At 41.4% G+C, this 17,606-nt stretch carries 19 protein-coding genes; all 19 read left to right on the forward strand.

The annotated features are described in order from the left end of the window. Positions 1 to 11: 11 nt before the first annotated feature. The 19 genes from PL11_RS06765 (at position 12) to PL11_RS06855 (ending at position 17,600) form a co-directional block, all read left to right on the forward strand. Positions 12 to 959, forward strand: coding sequence for a sugar-binding transcriptional regulator (locus PL11_RS06765; protein ID WP_035168238.1), 948 nt, complete (start codon positions 12 to 14; stop codon positions 957 to 959). A 23-nt stretch (positions 960 to 982) separates the two neighbouring features. Further along, the gene (locus tag PL11_RS06770) at positions 983 to 2,284 is read left to right on the forward strand and encodes a pyrimidine-nucleoside phosphorylase (protein WP_035168239.1); all 1,302 of its coding nucleotides are present in this window, start codon (positions 983 to 985) and stop codon (positions 2,282 to 2,284) included. 140 nt (positions 2,285 to 2,424) lie between these two features. Next, positions 2,425 to 4,338: a S53 family peptidase gene (locus PL11_RS06775; RefSeq protein WP_152639006.1), complete on the forward strand. Its 1,914-nt coding sequence runs from the start codon at positions 2,425 to 2,427 to the stop codon at positions 4,336 to 4,338. A gap of 192 nt (positions 4,339 to 4,530) precedes the next feature. Further along, a complete protein-coding gene (gene fabZ / locus PL11_RS06780) occupies positions 4,531 to 4,977 on the forward strand; it encodes a 3-hydroxyacyl-ACP dehydratase FabZ (RefSeq protein WP_035168243.1) in 447 nt (148 codons plus the stop codon). Between the two features lie 20 nt (positions 4,978 to 4,997). Continuing rightward, positions 4,998 to 5,477: a MarR family winged helix-turn-helix transcriptional regulator gene (locus PL11_RS06785; protein WP_035168245.1), complete on the forward strand. Its 480-nt coding sequence runs from the start codon at positions 4,998 to 5,000 to the stop codon at positions 5,475 to 5,477. Continuing rightward, entirely contained in the window at positions 5,474 to 6,457 is a 984-nt protein-coding gene (locus tag PL11_RS06790; RefSeq protein ID WP_035168248.1) for a beta-ketoacyl-ACP synthase III, read from the forward strand. The genes PL11_RS06785 and PL11_RS06790 overlap by 4 nt, the downstream gene beginning before the upstream one ends. Before the next feature lie 33 nt (positions 6,458 to 6,490). Further along, the gene (locus PL11_RS06795) at positions 6,491 to 6,727 is read left to right on the forward strand and encodes an acyl carrier protein (RefSeq protein ID WP_035168250.1); all 237 of its coding nucleotides are present in this window, start codon (positions 6,491 to 6,493) and stop codon (positions 6,725 to 6,727) included. Between the two features lie 17 nt (positions 6,728 to 6,744). After that, positions 6,745 to 7,653: an ACP S-malonyltransferase gene (locus PL11_RS06800; protein WP_035168253.1), complete on the forward strand. Its 909-nt coding sequence runs from the start codon at positions 6,745 to 6,747 to the stop codon at positions 7,651 to 7,653. 4 nt (positions 7,654 to 7,657) lie between these two features. Continuing rightward, entirely contained in the window at positions 7,658 to 8,389 is a 732-nt protein-coding gene (fabG, locus tag PL11_RS06805; protein ID WP_035168256.1) for a 3-oxoacyl-[acyl-carrier-protein] reductase, read from the forward strand. Between the two features lie 13 nt (positions 8,390 to 8,402). After that, on the forward strand, positions 8,403 to 9,632 hold the full coding sequence (gene fabF / locus PL11_RS06810) for a beta-ketoacyl-ACP synthase II (RefSeq protein WP_035168258.1): 1,230 nt from the start codon (positions 8,403 to 8,405) through the stop codon (positions 9,630 to 9,632). A 4-nt stretch (positions 9,633 to 9,636) separates the two neighbouring features. Continuing rightward, positions 9,637 to 10,107, forward strand: coding sequence for an acetyl-CoA carboxylase biotin carboxyl carrier protein (gene accB, locus PL11_RS06815; RefSeq protein WP_035168405.1), 471 nt, complete (start codon positions 9,637 to 9,639; stop codon positions 10,105 to 10,107). Positions 10,108 to 10,111: 4 nt separating this feature from the next. Further along, entirely contained in the window at positions 10,112 to 10,528 is a 417-nt protein-coding gene (locus tag PL11_RS06820) for a 3-hydroxyacyl-ACP dehydratase FabZ family protein (protein ID WP_035168260.1), read from the forward strand. A gap of 18 nt (positions 10,529 to 10,546) precedes the next feature. Beyond that, positions 10,547 to 11,920 carry an acetyl-CoA carboxylase biotin carboxylase subunit gene (locus PL11_RS06825; RefSeq protein WP_035168262.1) on the forward strand — a complete coding sequence of 458 codons (1,374 nt, stop codon included), beginning with the start codon at positions 10,547 to 10,549 and terminating at the stop codon, positions 11,918 to 11,920. After that, positions 11,907 to 12,734, forward strand: coding sequence for an acetyl-CoA carboxylase carboxyltransferase subunit beta (locus PL11_RS06830; RefSeq protein ID WP_035168263.1), 828 nt, complete (start codon positions 11,907 to 11,909; stop codon positions 12,732 to 12,734). The genes PL11_RS06825 and PL11_RS06830 overlap by 14 nt, the downstream gene beginning before the upstream one ends. 10 nt (positions 12,735 to 12,744) lie before the next feature. After that, on the forward strand, positions 12,745 to 13,512 hold the full coding sequence (gene accA, locus PL11_RS06835) for a carboxyltransferase subunit alpha (protein ID WP_035168264.1): 768 nt from the start codon (positions 12,745 to 12,747) through the stop codon (positions 13,510 to 13,512). 20 nt (positions 13,513 to 13,532) lie between these two features. Then, positions 13,533 to 14,291 carry an enoyl-ACP reductase FabI gene (gene fabI / locus PL11_RS06840; RefSeq protein WP_035168265.1) on the forward strand — a complete coding sequence of 253 codons (759 nt, stop codon included), beginning with the start codon at positions 13,533 to 13,535 and terminating at the stop codon, positions 14,289 to 14,291. Positions 14,292 to 14,491: 200 nt separating this feature from the next. Continuing rightward, positions 14,492 to 15,235: a biotin--[acetyl-CoA-carboxylase] ligase gene (locus PL11_RS06845; RefSeq protein WP_257787915.1), complete on the forward strand. Its 744-nt coding sequence runs from the start codon at positions 14,492 to 14,494 to the stop codon at positions 15,233 to 15,235. A gap of 11 nt (positions 15,236 to 15,246) precedes the next feature. Then, on the forward strand, positions 15,247 to 15,957 hold the full coding sequence (locus PL11_RS06850; protein WP_035168266.1) for a demethylmenaquinone methyltransferase: 711 nt from the start codon (positions 15,247 to 15,249) through the stop codon (positions 15,955 to 15,957). A 17-nt stretch (positions 15,958 to 15,974) separates the two neighbouring features. Further along, positions 15,975 to 17,600 (forward strand): ABC-F family ATP-binding cassette domain-containing protein, encoded by a 1,626-nt coding sequence (locus PL11_RS06855; RefSeq protein ID WP_035168268.1) that lies wholly within the window; start codon positions 15,975 to 15,977, stop codon positions 17,598 to 17,600. Positions 17,601 to 17,606: the final 6 nt, after the last annotated feature.

Here is a 17,606-nt window from a genome sequence, read left to right on the forward strand (position 1 = left end):
AGGTGAGTACGATGGTGGCGAATGGCGAGATTGACAAATTAAAGCAAAGTTTGCAGGCAGCAGAAATGTATTACCAAGACAACGCTAGCCAATCTGAAATTGCCAAGTCCCTTGGTGTATCGCGGCCAACGGTTTCCCGCTTGCTCCAGTACGCTAAAGATGCTGGCATCGTCAAGATTCAAATCGTCAACCCCGTCGTGAGCGCGCAAGTACTAGCAGATAAGTTGGTCGAAAAATACGGAGTTGAAGTTCATGTGGTTTCAAATAACTATTTGGGAAACATTACGACTCAGGACAGCGTGGGAGCCTATGCTGCGGATTACTTAACCACCATCGTGAAACCTCAAGATGTTATTGGCATTGGTTGGGGAAAGACGATTCATAATGTTACTGAACATTTAGAGCCTCAATCAGTTCCTGGAGTTCGGGTGGTTCAGCTTAAGGGAAGTGTTAGTTATTCTAATCAGAAAACTTATGCTCACGAAAGCGTGAATGAACTGGCTAATGCCTACCAAGTAGCACCCGAATATTTACCTTTACCAGTAATTTTTGATAATGAAGAAACTAAAGAGATGGTTGAACAAGATCGCTATATTAGCAGTATCCTCGAACTTGGCAAACGAGCAAACATTGCCCTGTTTACCGTAGGGACTGTTAGGTCTGAAGCTTTGATATTCCAATTGGGTTATTTTAACGATCGGGAAATCAAACAGTTGCAGAACGCTGCGGTTGGCGATATTGTCTCCAGATTCATTGATGAGGATGGCCAGGTCGTCAACTCAGAGATTGATTCGCGAACAGTTGGAATTACGTTAGATGATTTGAAGAACAAAGAACACGCAATTTTGGTTGCCTACGGAAATCAGAAGGCAGCTGGAGTGAATGCAGTTTTGAAGGCTGGATACGCTAATTGCGTAATCGTTGACCAAACTCTAGCTCAGCTGTTGCTCGATTTTTAATTTTATTCAAGGGGGATTTTTAAATGAGAATGGTAGACATTATCCATGCAAAGCGTTCAGGGGAAGAACTTACGGATGAGCAAATCCAATTCTTTGTAGATGGAGTCGTTAGTGGATCAATTCCTGATTACCAGACTAGCGCATTGTTAATGGCAATTTACTTCCAAGGAATGACTGAAGAAGAGCAGTCTTCTCTGACCATGAAGATGATGGAATCAGGGGACCATCTGGATTTAAGCTCGATTCCCGGTGTGAAAGTCGATAAACATTCAACTGGTGGTGTTGGTGATAAAGTCAGCATTCCTTTAGCGGCAGTGGTTGCTGCGCTTGGAATTCCTGTACCAATGATTTCTGGTCGTGGCTTAGGTCATACTGGAGGAACGTTGGATAAATTAGAGGCGATTCCGGGATATCAGGTTGAGATTTCAGAATCCGAATTCATTGATCAAGTAAAGAAGGAAAAGTGTGCTATCGTTGGGGCAACGGGAAATATTGCCCCTGCAGATAAGAAGATTTATGCGTTGCGGGATGTTACTGACACAGTTGACTCGATTCCGTTAATTGCTGGGTCAATTATGAGTAAAAAGATTGCTTCCGGAACCGATGCATTAGTAATTGATGTAAAGACCGGAGCGGGTGCGTTTATGAAGACCATTGAAGATTCCCGTAATTTGGCTAAAGCCTTGGTAGGAATTGGTAAGGGAGTCGGGATGAAATGTATGGCACTCATTACCGATATGAACCAACCATTGGGTAACGCAATTGGAAATGCCTTAGAAATTAAGGAATCCATCGAATTACTAAAAAATAATGGTCCGGAAGATTTGGTTGATTTAACCACGACAATTGGTGGCTACATGGCCGTAATGGGAGATGTTGCTGATACTCCTGAAGCTGGTAAACAATTATGTGCTGAAGTTATTGCAAATGGTAAGGCGCTTGCATCATTTAAGGCAATGGTTGCTGCTCAACACGGTGATGCTAAAGTGGTTGATGATCCCGATAGTGTATTACCACAAGCTAAGTACAAGATTGATCTCCCTGCCAAGGAGTCGGGAGTGATATCGAAAATTGTCGCTGATGAGGTCGGAGTTGCCAGCATGTTGCTTGGTGGTGGCCGGCAAAAGGCTGACGATAAGTTAGATTATTCAGTTGGAATCTATCTCCACCATAAAGTTGGCGATCAAGTGAACTCTGGAGAGCCGTTACTAACGATATACAGTAACCGTGAAGATGTTGATGACATTAAGGATTTGCTATACAGCAATATTGAGGTTTCGTCTTCAGCCCAAAAACCAACTTTAATTTACGAAACAATTGAATAAAAAATACCCACTAGCATAGTTGTGTTAGTGGGTGTTTTTATTACCATTGGAAAATGTAACACATCTATTACCTCCTTGCTATGGAATGATAACAAGCGTAAACTGACGCTGAATTACCACACATGGAGGAGTTGAATCATATGAAGATCGGCAAATACAAACTGGCTAGCCTAGTTATTGCGGCAACTATTGGTTTGGGAGTCAGTTCTCAAACCGTTAGCGCCAAAAAGAAAGATTCCGATAAGGGATATGATATCCAAAAAATTCTGGATAAGCTAAACGGTAAGGGAAGTAAGTTATCACCGAAGAAAACAATCATCATTGATGTGTTCTTAAAGCCCAAAAACGAAGCAAAGATGAGTTCTCAAATATATGCAGTCAATACCCCGGGAACAAGTGATTTTAAGCACTTTTATACCCCGCAACGGTTTGCTCAAGAATTTGGTCAGAGTGAACAGACAGCTAACCAATTTAAACGGTATTTTACTAAGTATAAATTGAGTACGCATCGTTACCAAAATGGTCTGGTATTACGAATTAAGGGTAAGGTAAGTAATATTAATCGGGCCTTGAATACCAACTTACAGACAGCAAGATATCATGAGGATCCGGTGCAATTTTCTGCTAAAAAACCTAAGATGCCAAAGTCACTTTCTCAGCATGTATTGGCGATTCTGGGGATTACCAATTTTAACCCAAAAGCTAATATGGCAAAGTTTATCAACCATAAAAAGCAAAAACAGACACATCACAAGCAAAAAGTATTCTCAAAGTATGCGCCAACTAAATTTACTCGGCACTATAATTTAGATTCCTTGAGCAGCCAGGGGCAGGAAGGCCAAGGTCAGACAATGGGGATCATTACCTTTGCTGGGTTTAATAAGCAAGATGTATCTCATTTCTGGAAACATGAAAACGTTCCTGCAAGTACTAAGCGGGTTTCAATTAAAAAACTTGCTAACCCAGTTGCAACAACATCTGACACTAAAACGAATAAACTTGAAACTACTCTGGATGTCGAACAAGCCGGAGCAGTGGCACCCAAAGCAAACGTTAGGGTCTACCAAGCTAACTTTAACGATGTTGGGTTGGTGAACACCTTCGCAACAGCGTTTGATGAAAATAAAGCCCAATCTTTATCAATGAGTTGGGGCATTAGTGAATACATGACACATTACTTGAAGAACCACAAAATGTGGACACCTGAATATGCAAAAATTATGAACATTATCTTGGCACAAGGAGCTTTACAAGGAGTTTCCACCTTCGTTGCTTCCGGGGATTCAGGTGCTTATAACCAAGGAGTCGGTGGCAAAATTGGCCCATTCTCAATTCCTAACTTCAACACGTATGCCAACTTTCCATCAGACAGTCCTTGGGTAACTTCCACTGGCGGAACTACACTACCTTTTAAGAAGAAACTTGCTAAAGATCTATCGATTGATGTAAAAAGGGAGAGAACCTGGGGCGGAGATTACATGTACCCAGCGTTCCAAAAACGCCGGAGCTTCTTCACTAAAAATATTAAGAACGCTTTGTTATTAACTAAGATTTTTGCTGGAGGTGGCGGTGGAATTAGTAGTCTATACAACACGCCGTTGTATCAAGAACAGGTTCCGGGAGTTAACACGTTTAATGCCCGTCAGTATCTATCGATTACTTTACAACCGAAAATTAACCCGGTATTGGTAAGTGGAACTGATTACGGTAGAAATTATCCTGACTTGTCTGCAAATGCTGACCCAATGACCGGCTACCAGATGTATCAAAAGTCGTTGGGTGGCTGGAACGTAATTGGTGGAACCAGCGTAGTTGCACCTCAATTTAGCGGGGCAACGGCCGTGATGAATAGTGGTCGTACTTCTAGAATGGGATTTTGGAATCCTCAAATTTATAAATTGGCACAGGATAAAATCAACACACCATTCACAGTTTTGGATAGCACGACCAATAATTCTAACCTGTATTACACTGGCCAACCTGGTAAGCCATATAATCAAGCTAGTGGGCTAGGGACCGTCAACTTTGAAAAATTATTTTCAACATTCAAATAGTGGTCAAATCATTGATGTATCAACAATCCAAGTATAAAAATCACGAAATGAGCTCAAAATTAGTTTGATATTCAAACTAATTTATATTATCATGACTAACGTCCGTTAAGGGCGTTTTATTTTTACCTAATAGTTTGATATTCAAACTAAATTTAAGTGTAATTACACTTAAGGATGTAAGGAGAAATAGATATGAGTGTTTTAGATGCGTCTGAAATTATGGATTTAATTCCTAACCGTTACCCAATTTTGTTTATGGATAAGGTTGACGAATTAGAACCTGGTAAGTCAATTACAGTAACCAAGAACGTTACTATCAACGAAGAGTTCTTCCAAGGACACTTCCCTGGTAATCCAGTTATGCCTGGCGTTTTGATTATTGAATCATTGGCTCAAGCAGCATCGATTTTAATTTTGAAGTCAGAAGAATTCGCTGGTAAGACTGCTTACCTTGGTGCCATTGACAACGCCAAGTTTAGAAAAGTTGTTCGTCCTGGTGATGTGCTTAAGCTTCACGTTGAAATGGAAAAGGTAAGATCAAACATGGGAACAGTTAAGTGTTCAGCTAACGTTGACGAAAAAACTGCTTGCTCATGTAAATTAACATTTATCGTCGCTGACGCTGATAAGAAGATTTAGTTTTTTAGAGGAGGGAGATCATGGACCAAGTGCTTGATAGAAGAAAAGAAGAAGAACATTCTGATTTCAAGTTTATAAGTGATTCAATGATTGACATTTACGACAGCATTATGCGAATTGAAGAATCTGAAATTCGCAAAAGCCGATTCAAAGATGTCACTGCCAAAGAACTTCACTTAATCCATGCAATCGGCCTACATGCTCATAAGACTACTTCTGAGGTAGCTAATTATCTTAAACTCAGTAAAGGAACTTTGACAGCAAACATTAACACGCTGGAACGTAAGGGCTACGTTAAGCGGGTTCCTAATCAGGTAGACCGGAGGATTATTAATCTGGAGTTAACTGATAAGGGAAGAATCCTGTTTCGTGCTCACAGTGCGTTTCACTCAGCGTTAGTTAAAAGTGTGCTGGATGGTTTTTCAGATGATAACGTAGAAATAATCGAGCAGGTATTGAAAAGACTGCTGGGTTTTATTGACGAGGTATCTGACAAATGAAATATGAAAATGTTTCAGTGCTTCAATCTGCACGTAAGATTCCGGCTCGGGTCGTCACAAATGATGAGTTATCCGAGATGATGGATACCTCTGATGAATGGATAACCCAACGCACTGGAATCAAACGTCGACATGTAGCTGATGGTGAGACGACCACTAGTCTTAGTGTTGACGTCAGTCGGGAGTTGTTAGCTAATGCTAACGTTGCTCCTGAAGAGATTGACTACATTGTGGTGGCAACTATGTCGCCCGACTTCTTAACCCCTTCTGTTGCCGCAACGGTTCAAGGAGAAATTGGGGCAACTAATGCGGTGTCGTTTGATTTAAACGCCGCTTGTTCTGGATTTTCATACGGATTATCTGTAGTTCAGAAGTTACTGGTCAGTGATGAGCCTAAAAAGGCAATCTTGATTGGTGGAGAAGTCCTAAGCAAGTTAATTGATTGGCATGATCGCAGTACGGCCGTTTTATTTGGGGACGGAGCTGCAGGAATGTTGCTGACGAACAGTGCAACGGAAACAGGCGCCATTTTAGGATCAGATCTTAGAACCCTGGGAGAGCTTGGAAAGTATCTCACTGCAGGCCAGACTGGAGAAACAACTCCATTTCAAACTGACCAACCAGAGTTCAGTAGGTTCTTTGCCATGAATGGTAGAAGAGTCTATAACTTTGCAGTAAAAAACGTTCCAATTTCAATTGAAGCTGCTTTAAAACAAGCTAACTTAACTCTTGCAGATGTTGACCACTTTGTTTTGCACCAAGCAAACGTGCGGATTGTTGAACGAATCGCCGAAAAGTTGGAAGTTGACTTTGATAAGTTTGACACCAATATTGACGAGTATGGGAATACGGCCGCAGCTAGTGAGCCAATTCTGTTTGATGAGTTAGTACAGAAAGGCAAAATCAATCGCGGTGACGTGGTGGTCTTGTCAGGCTTCGGTGGCGGTTTAACAATTGGAACAATTATATTAAAATACTAATTAATTTATTTAAAATATTTGGAGGAATTTATAATGACTAAAGAAGAAGTATTCAACAAGGTAAAAGAAATCATCGTGGACCAATTAGACGTAGACGCAGATAAGGTTACAGAAACTACTAACTTCAAGAACGACTTGGATCTTGATAGCTTGGACATTTTCGAAGTTGTTGACAAGATTGAAGATAGCTACGACATCGAAATCGAAACTGATGATGGTATGGAAACTGTTGGTCAATTAGTAGACTACGTTGTTAAAAAAGCTGAATAAAAAGTAGGTAGACAATCTTGAAACTAGGTTATTTGTTTAGCGGTCAAGGAAGCCAATTCAAAGAAATGGGTCAAGACCTTTACAAAGCTGAACCAGTATACAAGGATACAGTCGATGAAGCTGCTGAGATTCTAGGAATGGACTTAGCAAATTCTGCAGTTTTTGATGATCCTGATAATGTTCAAGTGGCAATTTTGACGATGAGTACTGGAATTTTCAGGTTACTTAATCAAGATTTAGGCAACCCAGTTGCTGCCGCGGGACTAAGCCTTGGAGAATACAGCGCTTTGGTTGCTGCATCAGCAATCTCATTTGATGATGCACTACCACTTGTTCATGACCGTTCTCAATATATGGACGAAGCCGGTAAGGCTAATCCTGGGGTTATGGCAGCCGTATTGAATGCTGACAGTGAAGTTTTGACAACTGCCCTCAAGGTTGGAAGTGAAGCTGGTCGGGTTTACCCAGCCAACTACAACACTGATTCTCAAATAGTAATTGGTGGGGATGAAGCTGGAGTTAATGCGGCTTCTACCTACCTAAAGGAACATGGGGTTAAGCGTGTGGTTCCACTTAAAGTGGCCGTGGCTTCCCATACTCCACTAATGAGTAGTGCAGCAGATAAACTTGGTTTGCGGCTTGAAAATGTTGATTTCTCAGAGCCTGCTTTCCCGGTAATCAGTAATACCACTTCTACTCCGTTTACCCTAAGTGACGTTAAGGATGTTTTAAAGCGACAGTTAGTTAATCCGACTCACTTTTCAGATGGAGTACAGGCAATTACTGATCTATCAGCAGACACCTTGGTAGAAATTGGCCCAGGAACAACCTTGACCAAATTAGCTAAGAAAATAAACCGTGGCGTTGATACATACCACGTTGACAGTGTGGAAACACTGGCAGAATTAAGAGAGAAATTGGGGTAATCAAATGACAGACGATAAAAAAGTTGCTCTAGTTACTGGAGCTGCAAAAGGAATCGGCTTAGCTACTGCCAAGCGTCTTAGTGATGATGGCTATACAGTAGCGATTAACACCCATTCAGAACTTTCTGATGATCAAAGAGCCGAGCTAAAAAAAGCTGGTTATGACTTTGAAGCCGTAGTTGGGGATGTCTCAGATGATGATTCAGCCAAGGCGATGGTCGATACAGTTTTTGAAAAATTCGGTAGAATTGATGTTCTCGTAAATAATGCCGGAATTACTCGTGATAAGTTACTGACTCGGATCAAGGCTGACGATTTCAAGGCAGTTATTGATACCAACTTGGTTGGGACTTTCAACATGACTAAGTACGCAATGAAGTACATGCAAAAGCAACGTTCCGGAGCAATTGTTAACCTTTCAAGTATTTCAGGCCTCCATGGTAACATTGGCCAAGCAAACTACTCAGCAAGTAAAGCTGGGGTAGTCGGGTTAACTAAGACTGCTGCTCGTGAAGGTGCCCTTAGAGGTATCCGCGTTAATGCAGTTGCCCCTGGAATGGTGCGCACTGATATGGTCGAAGCAATGAGCGAAAAACGCCAACAAGAATTTGCGGATACGATTCCGTTGAAACGCTTTGGGAACGTTAAGGAAATTGCAGACACCGTTTCATTTTTGGTAAATAACGAATACATCACTGGTCAAGTTGTGACCGTTGATGGTGGTTTAACTATTTAAAAGGAGCATTTATATGACTAGAGTTGTCGTTACAGGAATGGGAACTGTTAACCCATTAGGAAATGACGTTAAATCATTCTTAGATAACATGTTCGATTCTAAGGTTGGAATCAGCAAGATTACTAAGTTTGACGCTACTGAAACTGGGATTACTGTTGCTGGTGAAGTTAAGGACTTTGATCCAACCGTACGGATGGATAAAAAAGCAGCTCGTCGTAATGATGCCTTCAGTAACTATGCTGTTTATAGTGCTAAGGAAGCCATGGAAATGGCTGGCTTGAATGAAGATAACGTTGATCCATACATGCTTGGTGTTATCTACGGTTCAGGAATTGGTGGTTTGACCACGATTGAAGAACAAGTTATTAAAATGCATGACAAGGGACCGAAGCGGGTTTCACCACTTTTTGTTCCTAACTCAATCGCTAACATGGCTGCTGGAAATATCGCCATTGAATTTAATGCCTTAAATACCAGCCAAGCTGTTGTTACTGCTTGTTCATCAGGAACTAATGCAATTGGTAACGCCTTTGAATTTATCAAGTCAGGTAAAGCTGACGTTATGATTGCTGGTGGTGCCGAAGCTTCAGTCAACGAAATCGGTATCTCTGGGTTTGCTGCTTTAACAGCATTAACTAAGAGCGAAGACCCAATGAACGCTTCAATTCCGTTTGATAAAGACAGAAATGGATTTGTTCTTGGTGAAGGTGCCGGAACATTGATCCTTGAAAGTTATGACCATGCTAAAGCTCGTGGTGCAAATATCTTGTGTGAAATTGTGGGTTACGGAACTACTAGTGACGCCTACCACATGACTGCTCCAGACCCAGAAGGTAAAGGGGCAATGCGGGCAATGCAACAAGCCATTGATGAAGCTAACATTCCAGCTAGCGATGTTGATTACATCAACGCACACGGTACAAGTACCAAGGCTAACGATAGCGCTGAATCAAAGGCAATTGCTGATGTCTTCAAGGACAACGACTATGTGAAGGTAAGTAGTACAAAGTCAATGACTGGTCACTTGCTTGGTGCCGCTGGTGCCATTGAAGCAGTTGCAGTTGTTGGATCAATCCAAAGAAATCAAATGCCAGTTAACGTTGGTGTAAAGAATCAAGACGAAGAATGCCCAGTTGATCTCGTTACAGAGGACAACAAGAAGGGTGCAGTTAACGTTGCAATCAGTAATTCATTTGGTTTCGGAGGCCATAACGCCGTATTGGCATTCAAGGGAGTTGAATAGCCCAATGGATGAGAAAGAAATTGAACGATTAATGGATAAGTTTGACCAGTCCTCGTTGATGAACTTTGAATTACAAAACGAAGATTTCAAACTTGCCTTGAGCAAACGCGAGGAAGGGGATACCACAATTATTGGTAACCCTGGAGTTGCTGATCAGGGTACTACCCAATCTGAGACAGTGGCAACTGATGCAAACAGCCAAGAAGCTGCGACACCAGTTGTTGATGATGCTAATTTAGCAGAAATCAAGGCACCTTTAGTTGGTGTAGTTTACTTTGCCCCTAGTCCTGACAAACCAGCCTTTAAAAAGGTCGGCGACCACGTTTCTAAGGGTGAGGTTGTCTGTGTTATCGAAGCAATGAAGATGATCAATGAGGTCAAGAGTGACATCGACGGTGTAATTAAAAATGCACTGGTTGGTGACGGCGCTATGGTTGAATTTGATCAACCAATTTTCAGCGTGGAAAAGGAGTAAGCAAATGGATTTAAATGTTCAAGATGTTATTCCTCAACGCTACCCATTTCAAATGATCGACTACTTTAACGAGGTTAATCCTGGTGAAAGTGCTTCTGCCACTAAGTTGATAACCATCAACGAGTGGTTTTTTGCTAATCAGCCCCATGACCACCTAGTGGTTCCGCGGCCAATTTTGATTGAGTCGGTTGCTCAAACTGGAGTAGCAGCCATCCTCAGTATGGATGACTACAAAGGCAAGAACGTTTTCTTCGGTGGAATTAGGTCAGCTAAGTTTCATGATGACTTTAGACCCGGAGATAAATTAGTAATGTCAGTTAAATTACAGAAACTTAAGTTAAATGTCGGAGTTGGTCACGGTGAAATTTCACGTGACGGCGAAGTGATTGCAGAAGCTGACCTAGTCTTTGCAATCGAATAGACATTTCGAGGTGGATATATGTTCAAAAAAGTTTTAGTTGCCAACCGTGGCGAAATCGCAGTGCAAATTATTCGCGCACTTCACGATATGGATATTGTTGCAGTTGCAGTTTATTCTAGTGCTGACCAGGATAGTTTATTTGTATCCTTGGCTGACGAGGCCGTAAAAATTGGTGGCCCGCAACCCAGTGAGTCATATTTAAACATGGCAGAAATCATTAGCGCTGCAAATCTGACCGGCTGTGAAGCAATTCATCCAGGATACGGATTCTTATCAGAAAATGCTGAATTTGCTGCTCTGTGTGAAGAGTGCCACATTAATTTTATCGGCCCAGACTCAGACATCATCACTTTGATGGGTGATAAGTCAAACGCTAGAATTGCTATGAAAAAAGCTGGGGTTCCAGTTATTCCAGGTAGTGACGGCGTGGTTAACGACGTGGCAACTGCTAAGCAAATTGCTGACGAAATTGGTTATCCAGTTTTGCTTAAATCAGCTGCTGGTGGTGGTGGCAAGGGAATTCGGGAAGTTGATGAGCCTGATGAGTTGGAATCAGCATTCTTATCTACTCAACAAGAAGCCCGAATCTCTTATGATGACGACGATATTTACGTTGAAAAGTTACTAACACATACTAAGCACATTGAAATGCAAGTAATTGCTGATAACTTTGGCGATGTTGTATATCTACCAGAGCGTGATTGCTCACTTCAACGAAATCACCAAAAGGTTATTGAAGAAAGTCCATGTACTTTGATCAGCCAAGAGGAACGCGAAATGCTCGGGGGGATTGTTACTAAGGCCACTAAGAGTCTTAAGTACACAAATACCGGCACGTTCGAGTTCCTTATGGATCAAGACCATAACTTCTACTTCATGGAAATGAACACCCGACTTCAGGTGGAACATACCGTGACCGAAGAGGTAACTGGGTTAGAATTGATCAAAGCCATGATTTTGGTCGCTAATGGCGACCGTTTGCCGTTTGCCCAGGCTGATGCGACGGTCAAGGGTTACGCAATCGAGTGCCGGTTAAATGCCGAGAATCCATATCAAGGATTTGCACCTCAACCAGGGAAAATTGATCACCTATACCTTCCAGTTGGAACGATGGGGGTTCGGTTTGATTCTGGTATCATTCAGGGCAGTTTCATCTCACCATTCTATGATTCGATGATCGCTAAGGTGATTGTTCATCTTGATAATCGCGAAATTGCCGTTAAGAAGATGAAACGCGTGCTATCTGAGTTGGAAATCGGCGGAGTAACTACCAACCAAGACTTTCTTGCAGAAATTATTCATAGTGATGGTTTTGCCGGCGGAAAGTTCGATACGAACTTTATTGAAGACGAAATCTTAGGAAACCGGAGGGTCACAAATGGAGCCAAGTAAGTTTAAAACTCCTAGCAATGAGATTCTTCGGAAGCGAATGGATGACATTCCTGACAACATTCTTAAGGAATGTCCAGTTTGTCATCAGGCGTTCTTTGCTAGTAAAGCAGGAGTTCTTAACGTTTGCCCTAACTGTGGATACGGTTTTCGAATTACAGCCAAGAAAAGAGCTACGATTACTTTTGATGCATTTGATGAAATCGATAGTGAACTAACCGTACCAAGCCGCTATCAAGATCCTAAGTACCTAAGTAAGATTGAAAAGTCCAAAAAGGTTACTGGAATCAATGAAAGTGTTCTGACTGGAATTGCGGAGATCAAGGATGTGAAGTTCGCTGCTGGTATCATGGATCCATTCTTTGTTATGGGAAGTTTAGGATCGATGACTGGTGAAAAGATGGCTCGCCTATTCAAACGAGCGACTAAAGATTCTCTTCCGGTGGTAATGTTTACTGCCTCTGGAGGTGCCAGGATGCAGGAAGGAATCATGTCATTGATGCAAATGGCAAAGGTTTCTTCTGCTGTTAGTGAACACGCCAAAGCTGGCCTGTTATATATCGTGGTTTTGTGCGATCCAACAACTGGTGGGGTAACCGCTAGTTTTGCAATGGACGGCGATATTATTTTGGCAGAACCTCACGCTTTAGTAGGTTTTGCTGGAAGAAGGGTAATTGAGCAAACAATTAGGCAAAAGCCCCCAGTTGATTTTCAACGAGCTGAGACCGTGCTTGAACATGGATTTATTGATGCAATCGTTGAAAGGCACAACATGAAAAGAACGTTGTACCAGTTGATCAAATTGCACGAACAATAGGAGATTAACAATGAAAAATGCAGCGTATGAAAAAGTAACTGCGGCAAGAAGCCAAAGTAAAATTTTAACCACGACCTTGGTTAAGCAACTGATAGATGGATTTTTTGAAATCCATGGTGATCGCGGCTATGCAGACGATCATGCGGTAATTGCAGGAATTGGCCGTCTGAACGATCGGCCAATTACGGTGGTGGGAATCTCAAAGGGTGACGATACCGAATCAAATATCGACCGTCACTTCGGGAGTCCAACCCCAGCTGGTTATGCAAAGGCATTACGGGCAATGAAACAAGCCGAAAAATTTAACCGCCCGGTTTTAGCTTTGGTGAATACACCAGGAGCTTATCCAGATGTTGAGTCAGAGTATCATGGCCAAGGTTCAGCTGTAGCACAATGTATTATTCAAGGTTTACAATTAAAAGTACCGTACATTAGCATTATCTTAGGTGAAGGCGGAAGTGGTGGGGCACTTGCTCTTTGCTGTGGCGACGAGGTTTATATGCTTGAAAATAGCATTTACTCAGTGTTATCGCCTGAAGGGTATGCTAGTATTATGTGGAAGGATTCTAAGAAGGTTCCTGAGGCAGCCGAAGAGCTAGGATTAACTCCTGAAAGGTTGCTCAAAGAACATGTTATCGAAGGAATCCTACCGGAGATTGAGACGAACGACGACGTGGTGAACCTTAAGAAATTTTTGACTGATCGATTTGAACAGTTAAGTGCTCAAAGTGTTGATGATTTAATTGATCAGCGACAAGAAAGATACGATAGGTTCTAAATTAGTTTGGAGGAAAAGAAATGGACGGGATTTTAACTGGTAAGACCATCGTGGTTATGGGTGTTGCCAACAAGAGAAGTATTGCTTGGGGATGTACTAATGCCTTGATTAACCAAGGTGCTAAAGTAGTACTTACTTATCAAAACGATCGAATCAAGGAAAGCTTGCAAAGATTTGTTCCTGAAGATCTTGATTTGATCGAATGTGATGTTGCTGAAGATAGTAATATCGAAGTAGCATTTAAAGAAATTGGTGACAAGTACGGCAAGATTGATGGGGTTATCCACGCCATTGCATTTGCTGATAAGGAAACTTTGACTAACGGAGTAATCAACACTAAAAAGGACGGTTACGACCTTGCCCAAAACATTAGTGCATACTCGTTCATCGCCGTTTCAAGATACGCCAAACAATACTTAAACAATCCAGGTAGTATCATTACCCTTACTTACTTCGGTTCAATTCGCGCTATCCCTAACTACAACATGATGGGTATCGCTAAGGCCGCCCTTGAATCAAGTGTTCGTTACTTAGCTAAAGAGTTAGGTGAAGACGGAATTCGCGTTAATGCTATTTCTGCAGGAGCTGTTAAGACACTTGCTGTTACAGGTATCAAGGGGCACAGTGACTTATTGAAGATGTCTCAAGGATTTACAGTTGATAATGTCAGTGTTACTACCGACGAAATCGGTAATGTGGCTGCATTCTTGATGAGTGACTTATCTACTGGAATGACTGGTGATACCTTGTTTGTTGATAAAGGTGTTCACTTGATGTAATTTTTTGACTTCGTCAATTATTAAATTATGCTATTATTTATATAAAGGAAGCCGTCCGGAATTTCCGGGCGGCTTTTTATAGTATGTAGTTGAATAGCTTAAATGCTAAAAAAATGGCTGTTATGGAGTTGACTTGATTGGATGGCACATTGATTCATAAATTAATATTAAATAGCTTAACGGGCAAATATGAGCCAGCTGTGCAATCTTTTGACGAGATAGACTCGACCAACCAATATTTGAAACGATTAGTTACAAGTGGTGGGCAAAATGAGCCCCTAATTGTTGTGGCTGAGTCGCAAACTGCTGGGTACGGAAAACGGGGTAGAAGTTTTTACTCACCTGAAAAGACTGGAATCTATATGAGCATTCTAATTCCATACGTGGAAATTCCACTTAACTTAGTCGGAAGGGTGACGATTGGGGTCGCAGTCTCAGTCATGGCCGCTATTCAAAAGTTTTTTCCGTCTGTAGAGCTAACCGCTAAGTGGGTCAATGACATTCTGGCTAATAATCGTAAGGCAGTCGGAATTCTGGCTGAGCTTGTCGATAATCCTAGCGGGCAGGCTGACTTAATTGTCGGTATCGGAATCAATCTAAGTACCCAAAATTTCCCTGAAGAATTAAAAAACAAAGCGGGATCGATTGCCGGAGTTTCTAAACAAGTAGAACGAGAACGACTTGTTGCCCAAATCTATTTGGAGTTTGTTAAAGTGTTCAGTGATTTTAAAAACCCTACAATTATTGCCAATTATCGTCACTCATTGGGGACAATTGGCAAAGAAGTTGAAGTTCGGGTTGGTAGTAAAATAATCAGGGGAATTGCTAGGGACATCGATGACGATGGCAGTTTAGTTGTTGAACTAAATGATGGCGAACTCCGGCACCTTGCTAGCGGAGATGTCGTCAAAGTAAATACCCCAAATTCCAATTATTATGGTTAACGGAGGAAACTATGGGACTAACTAATCAGACCCCAGAAGATCAAGTTCAGAAAATATTTGACGAGATTGCGGGTAACTATGATAGAATGAATGATCTTATCAGTTTGCAGTCACATAAACGGTGGCGCAATCAAATGGTTGATATGATGGCACTTCGACAGGGTGATCACGTTTTAGATTTGTGTTGTGGAACTGCTGACCTAACGATTGCGACAGCTGGTAAGGTTGGTTCAACTGGGCACGTGGTTGGTCTTGATTTCAGTAAAGAAATGGTTAAGTCCGGTCAAAAGAAGGTTGAACAAGCAGGGCTTGAGGAGCAAATTGAGTTTCAAATTGGTGATGCAATGAATTTACCATTTGAATCGAATAGCTTTGATGCGGTGACCCTTGGATTTGGGTTAAGAAATGTACCTGATGCAGCTGCTGTCCTTCGCGAAATGCGGAGAGTTGTTAAACCAGGAGGGACTGTTGCTTGCCTGGAAACTTCGCAACCGCAAAATCCTGTAATCAAATTCTTTTGGAAACAATACTTCAAACTAGTTCCCGTGATGGGACAAGTTGTTAGTCACCATTTCAAGCAGTATAGTTACTTAGAACAAACCGCAGGGCAATTTGTTTCGGCACCAAAACTAAAGCAAATGTTTGAGACGGCGGGTCTTCGCAAGGTTAAGGTTAAGACCTTAATGTTCGGAGCTGCCGCAATTCACATTGGTAAAAAATAAAGTATGAGGATATTTAAATGATTACAATTTCTGAGATGGGTTTACAGATCTCCGGTAAAAAACTGTACGATAACGTTAACTTAAAATTCACCCCTGGTAATTGTTACGGGGTAATTGGGGCTAATGGAGCTGGAAAGTCAACTTTTCTTAAGTTACTTGAGGGCAAACTTTCTCCAAGTACTGGTGAGGTTCACGTTGATAAAAATGAACGAATTTCTAGTTTGAGCCAAGACCACTATGGTTTTGAAGACCAGACAGTAATGCAAACGGTTATTCAAGGCTACCAACATCTTTCAGATGTGATGCAGGAAAAGGACGCTTTGTATGCCAAAGAAGATTTTTCTGAAGAAGATGGAATCAAGGCAGCTGACCTAGAAGCTGAGTTTGCTGAAATGGATGGTTGGAACGCCGAACCAGACGCATCACAATTGCTTCAGTCTCTAGAAATCCCAGAAGAAATGCACCAACAATTAATGAGTGAATTGACTGAAGGCCAGAAGGTTAAGGTGTTATTGGCTCGAGCTCTTTTTGGTGAACCAGATATCTTGCTACTTGATGAACCTACCAACGGTTTGGATGTCTACACGATCAATTGGTTGGAGAACTTCCTTGCGGATTATTCAAAAATCACAATCATTGTTTCCCATGATAGACATTTCTTGAACCAGACATGTACCATGATGTGTGACGTTGATTTTGGTGAAATTAATATGTTCGTTGGTAACTATGATTTTTGGCTAAAATCAAGCCAACTAGCTGCCAAAATGAAAAGTGATTCTAATGCAAAAAAAGAAGAAAAGGTTAAAGAACTTCAGGAGTTTATTGCCAGATTTAGTGCTAATGCTTCTAAGTCAAAGCAAGCAACTTCACGGAAGAAGCAACTGGATAAGATTACCCTTGATGATATTAAGCCATCTTCTCGAAAATACCCATTCATTAAATTTGAACAGGAGCGTCCACTTGGAAATGATTTAGTTAGAGTGGATAAAGTTTCTAAAACAATTGACGGGGTCAAAGTTTTGGATAACGTTTCATTTACTTTGAGGCCAACTGACAAGACTGCATTTGTCAGTCGAAATGACTTGATCACCACTACATTGATGCAAATTATGGCTGGCAATGTTGAACCGGACTCAGGTGAAGTTGTCTGGGGGCAAACTGTTAAATCATCCGCAATCTCAAAGGATTTTGCCAGTGAGTTTAATAATAATGACCTGCGGATTATTGACTGGCTTCGTCAATATGCGCCAAAGGGTAGTGATGATGATGCTTTCTTACGTCAATTCTTAGGAAGAATGCTCTTCTCTGGGGATGACGTTGATAAGAAGGTTAAAGTCCTCTCTGGTGGTGAAAAAGTCCGTTGTATGCTTTCTAAGATGATGTTAGAAAAGGGTAACACTCTGATATTGGATGATCCTACTAACCATCTGGATTTGGAATCAATTACGTCATTAAACGAAGGCTTAGCTGGCTTTCCAGGTGCAATTCTGTTTACTTCTCATGACCATGAGTTTATTCAAACAATTGCTAACAGAATTATTGAGGTTTCCAGCAATGGAATCATTGATAAGGCTGATACAACTTATGACGAATTTATTAACCACCCAGATGTTCAAAATAAATTAGCTAATTTGTACGACTAATAAAAA

The sequence above is a fragment of the Lentilactobacillus curieae genome (assembly GCF_000785105.2).
GTDB lineage: Bacteria > Bacillota > Bacilli > Lactobacillales > Lactobacillaceae > Lentilactobacillus > Lentilactobacillus curieae.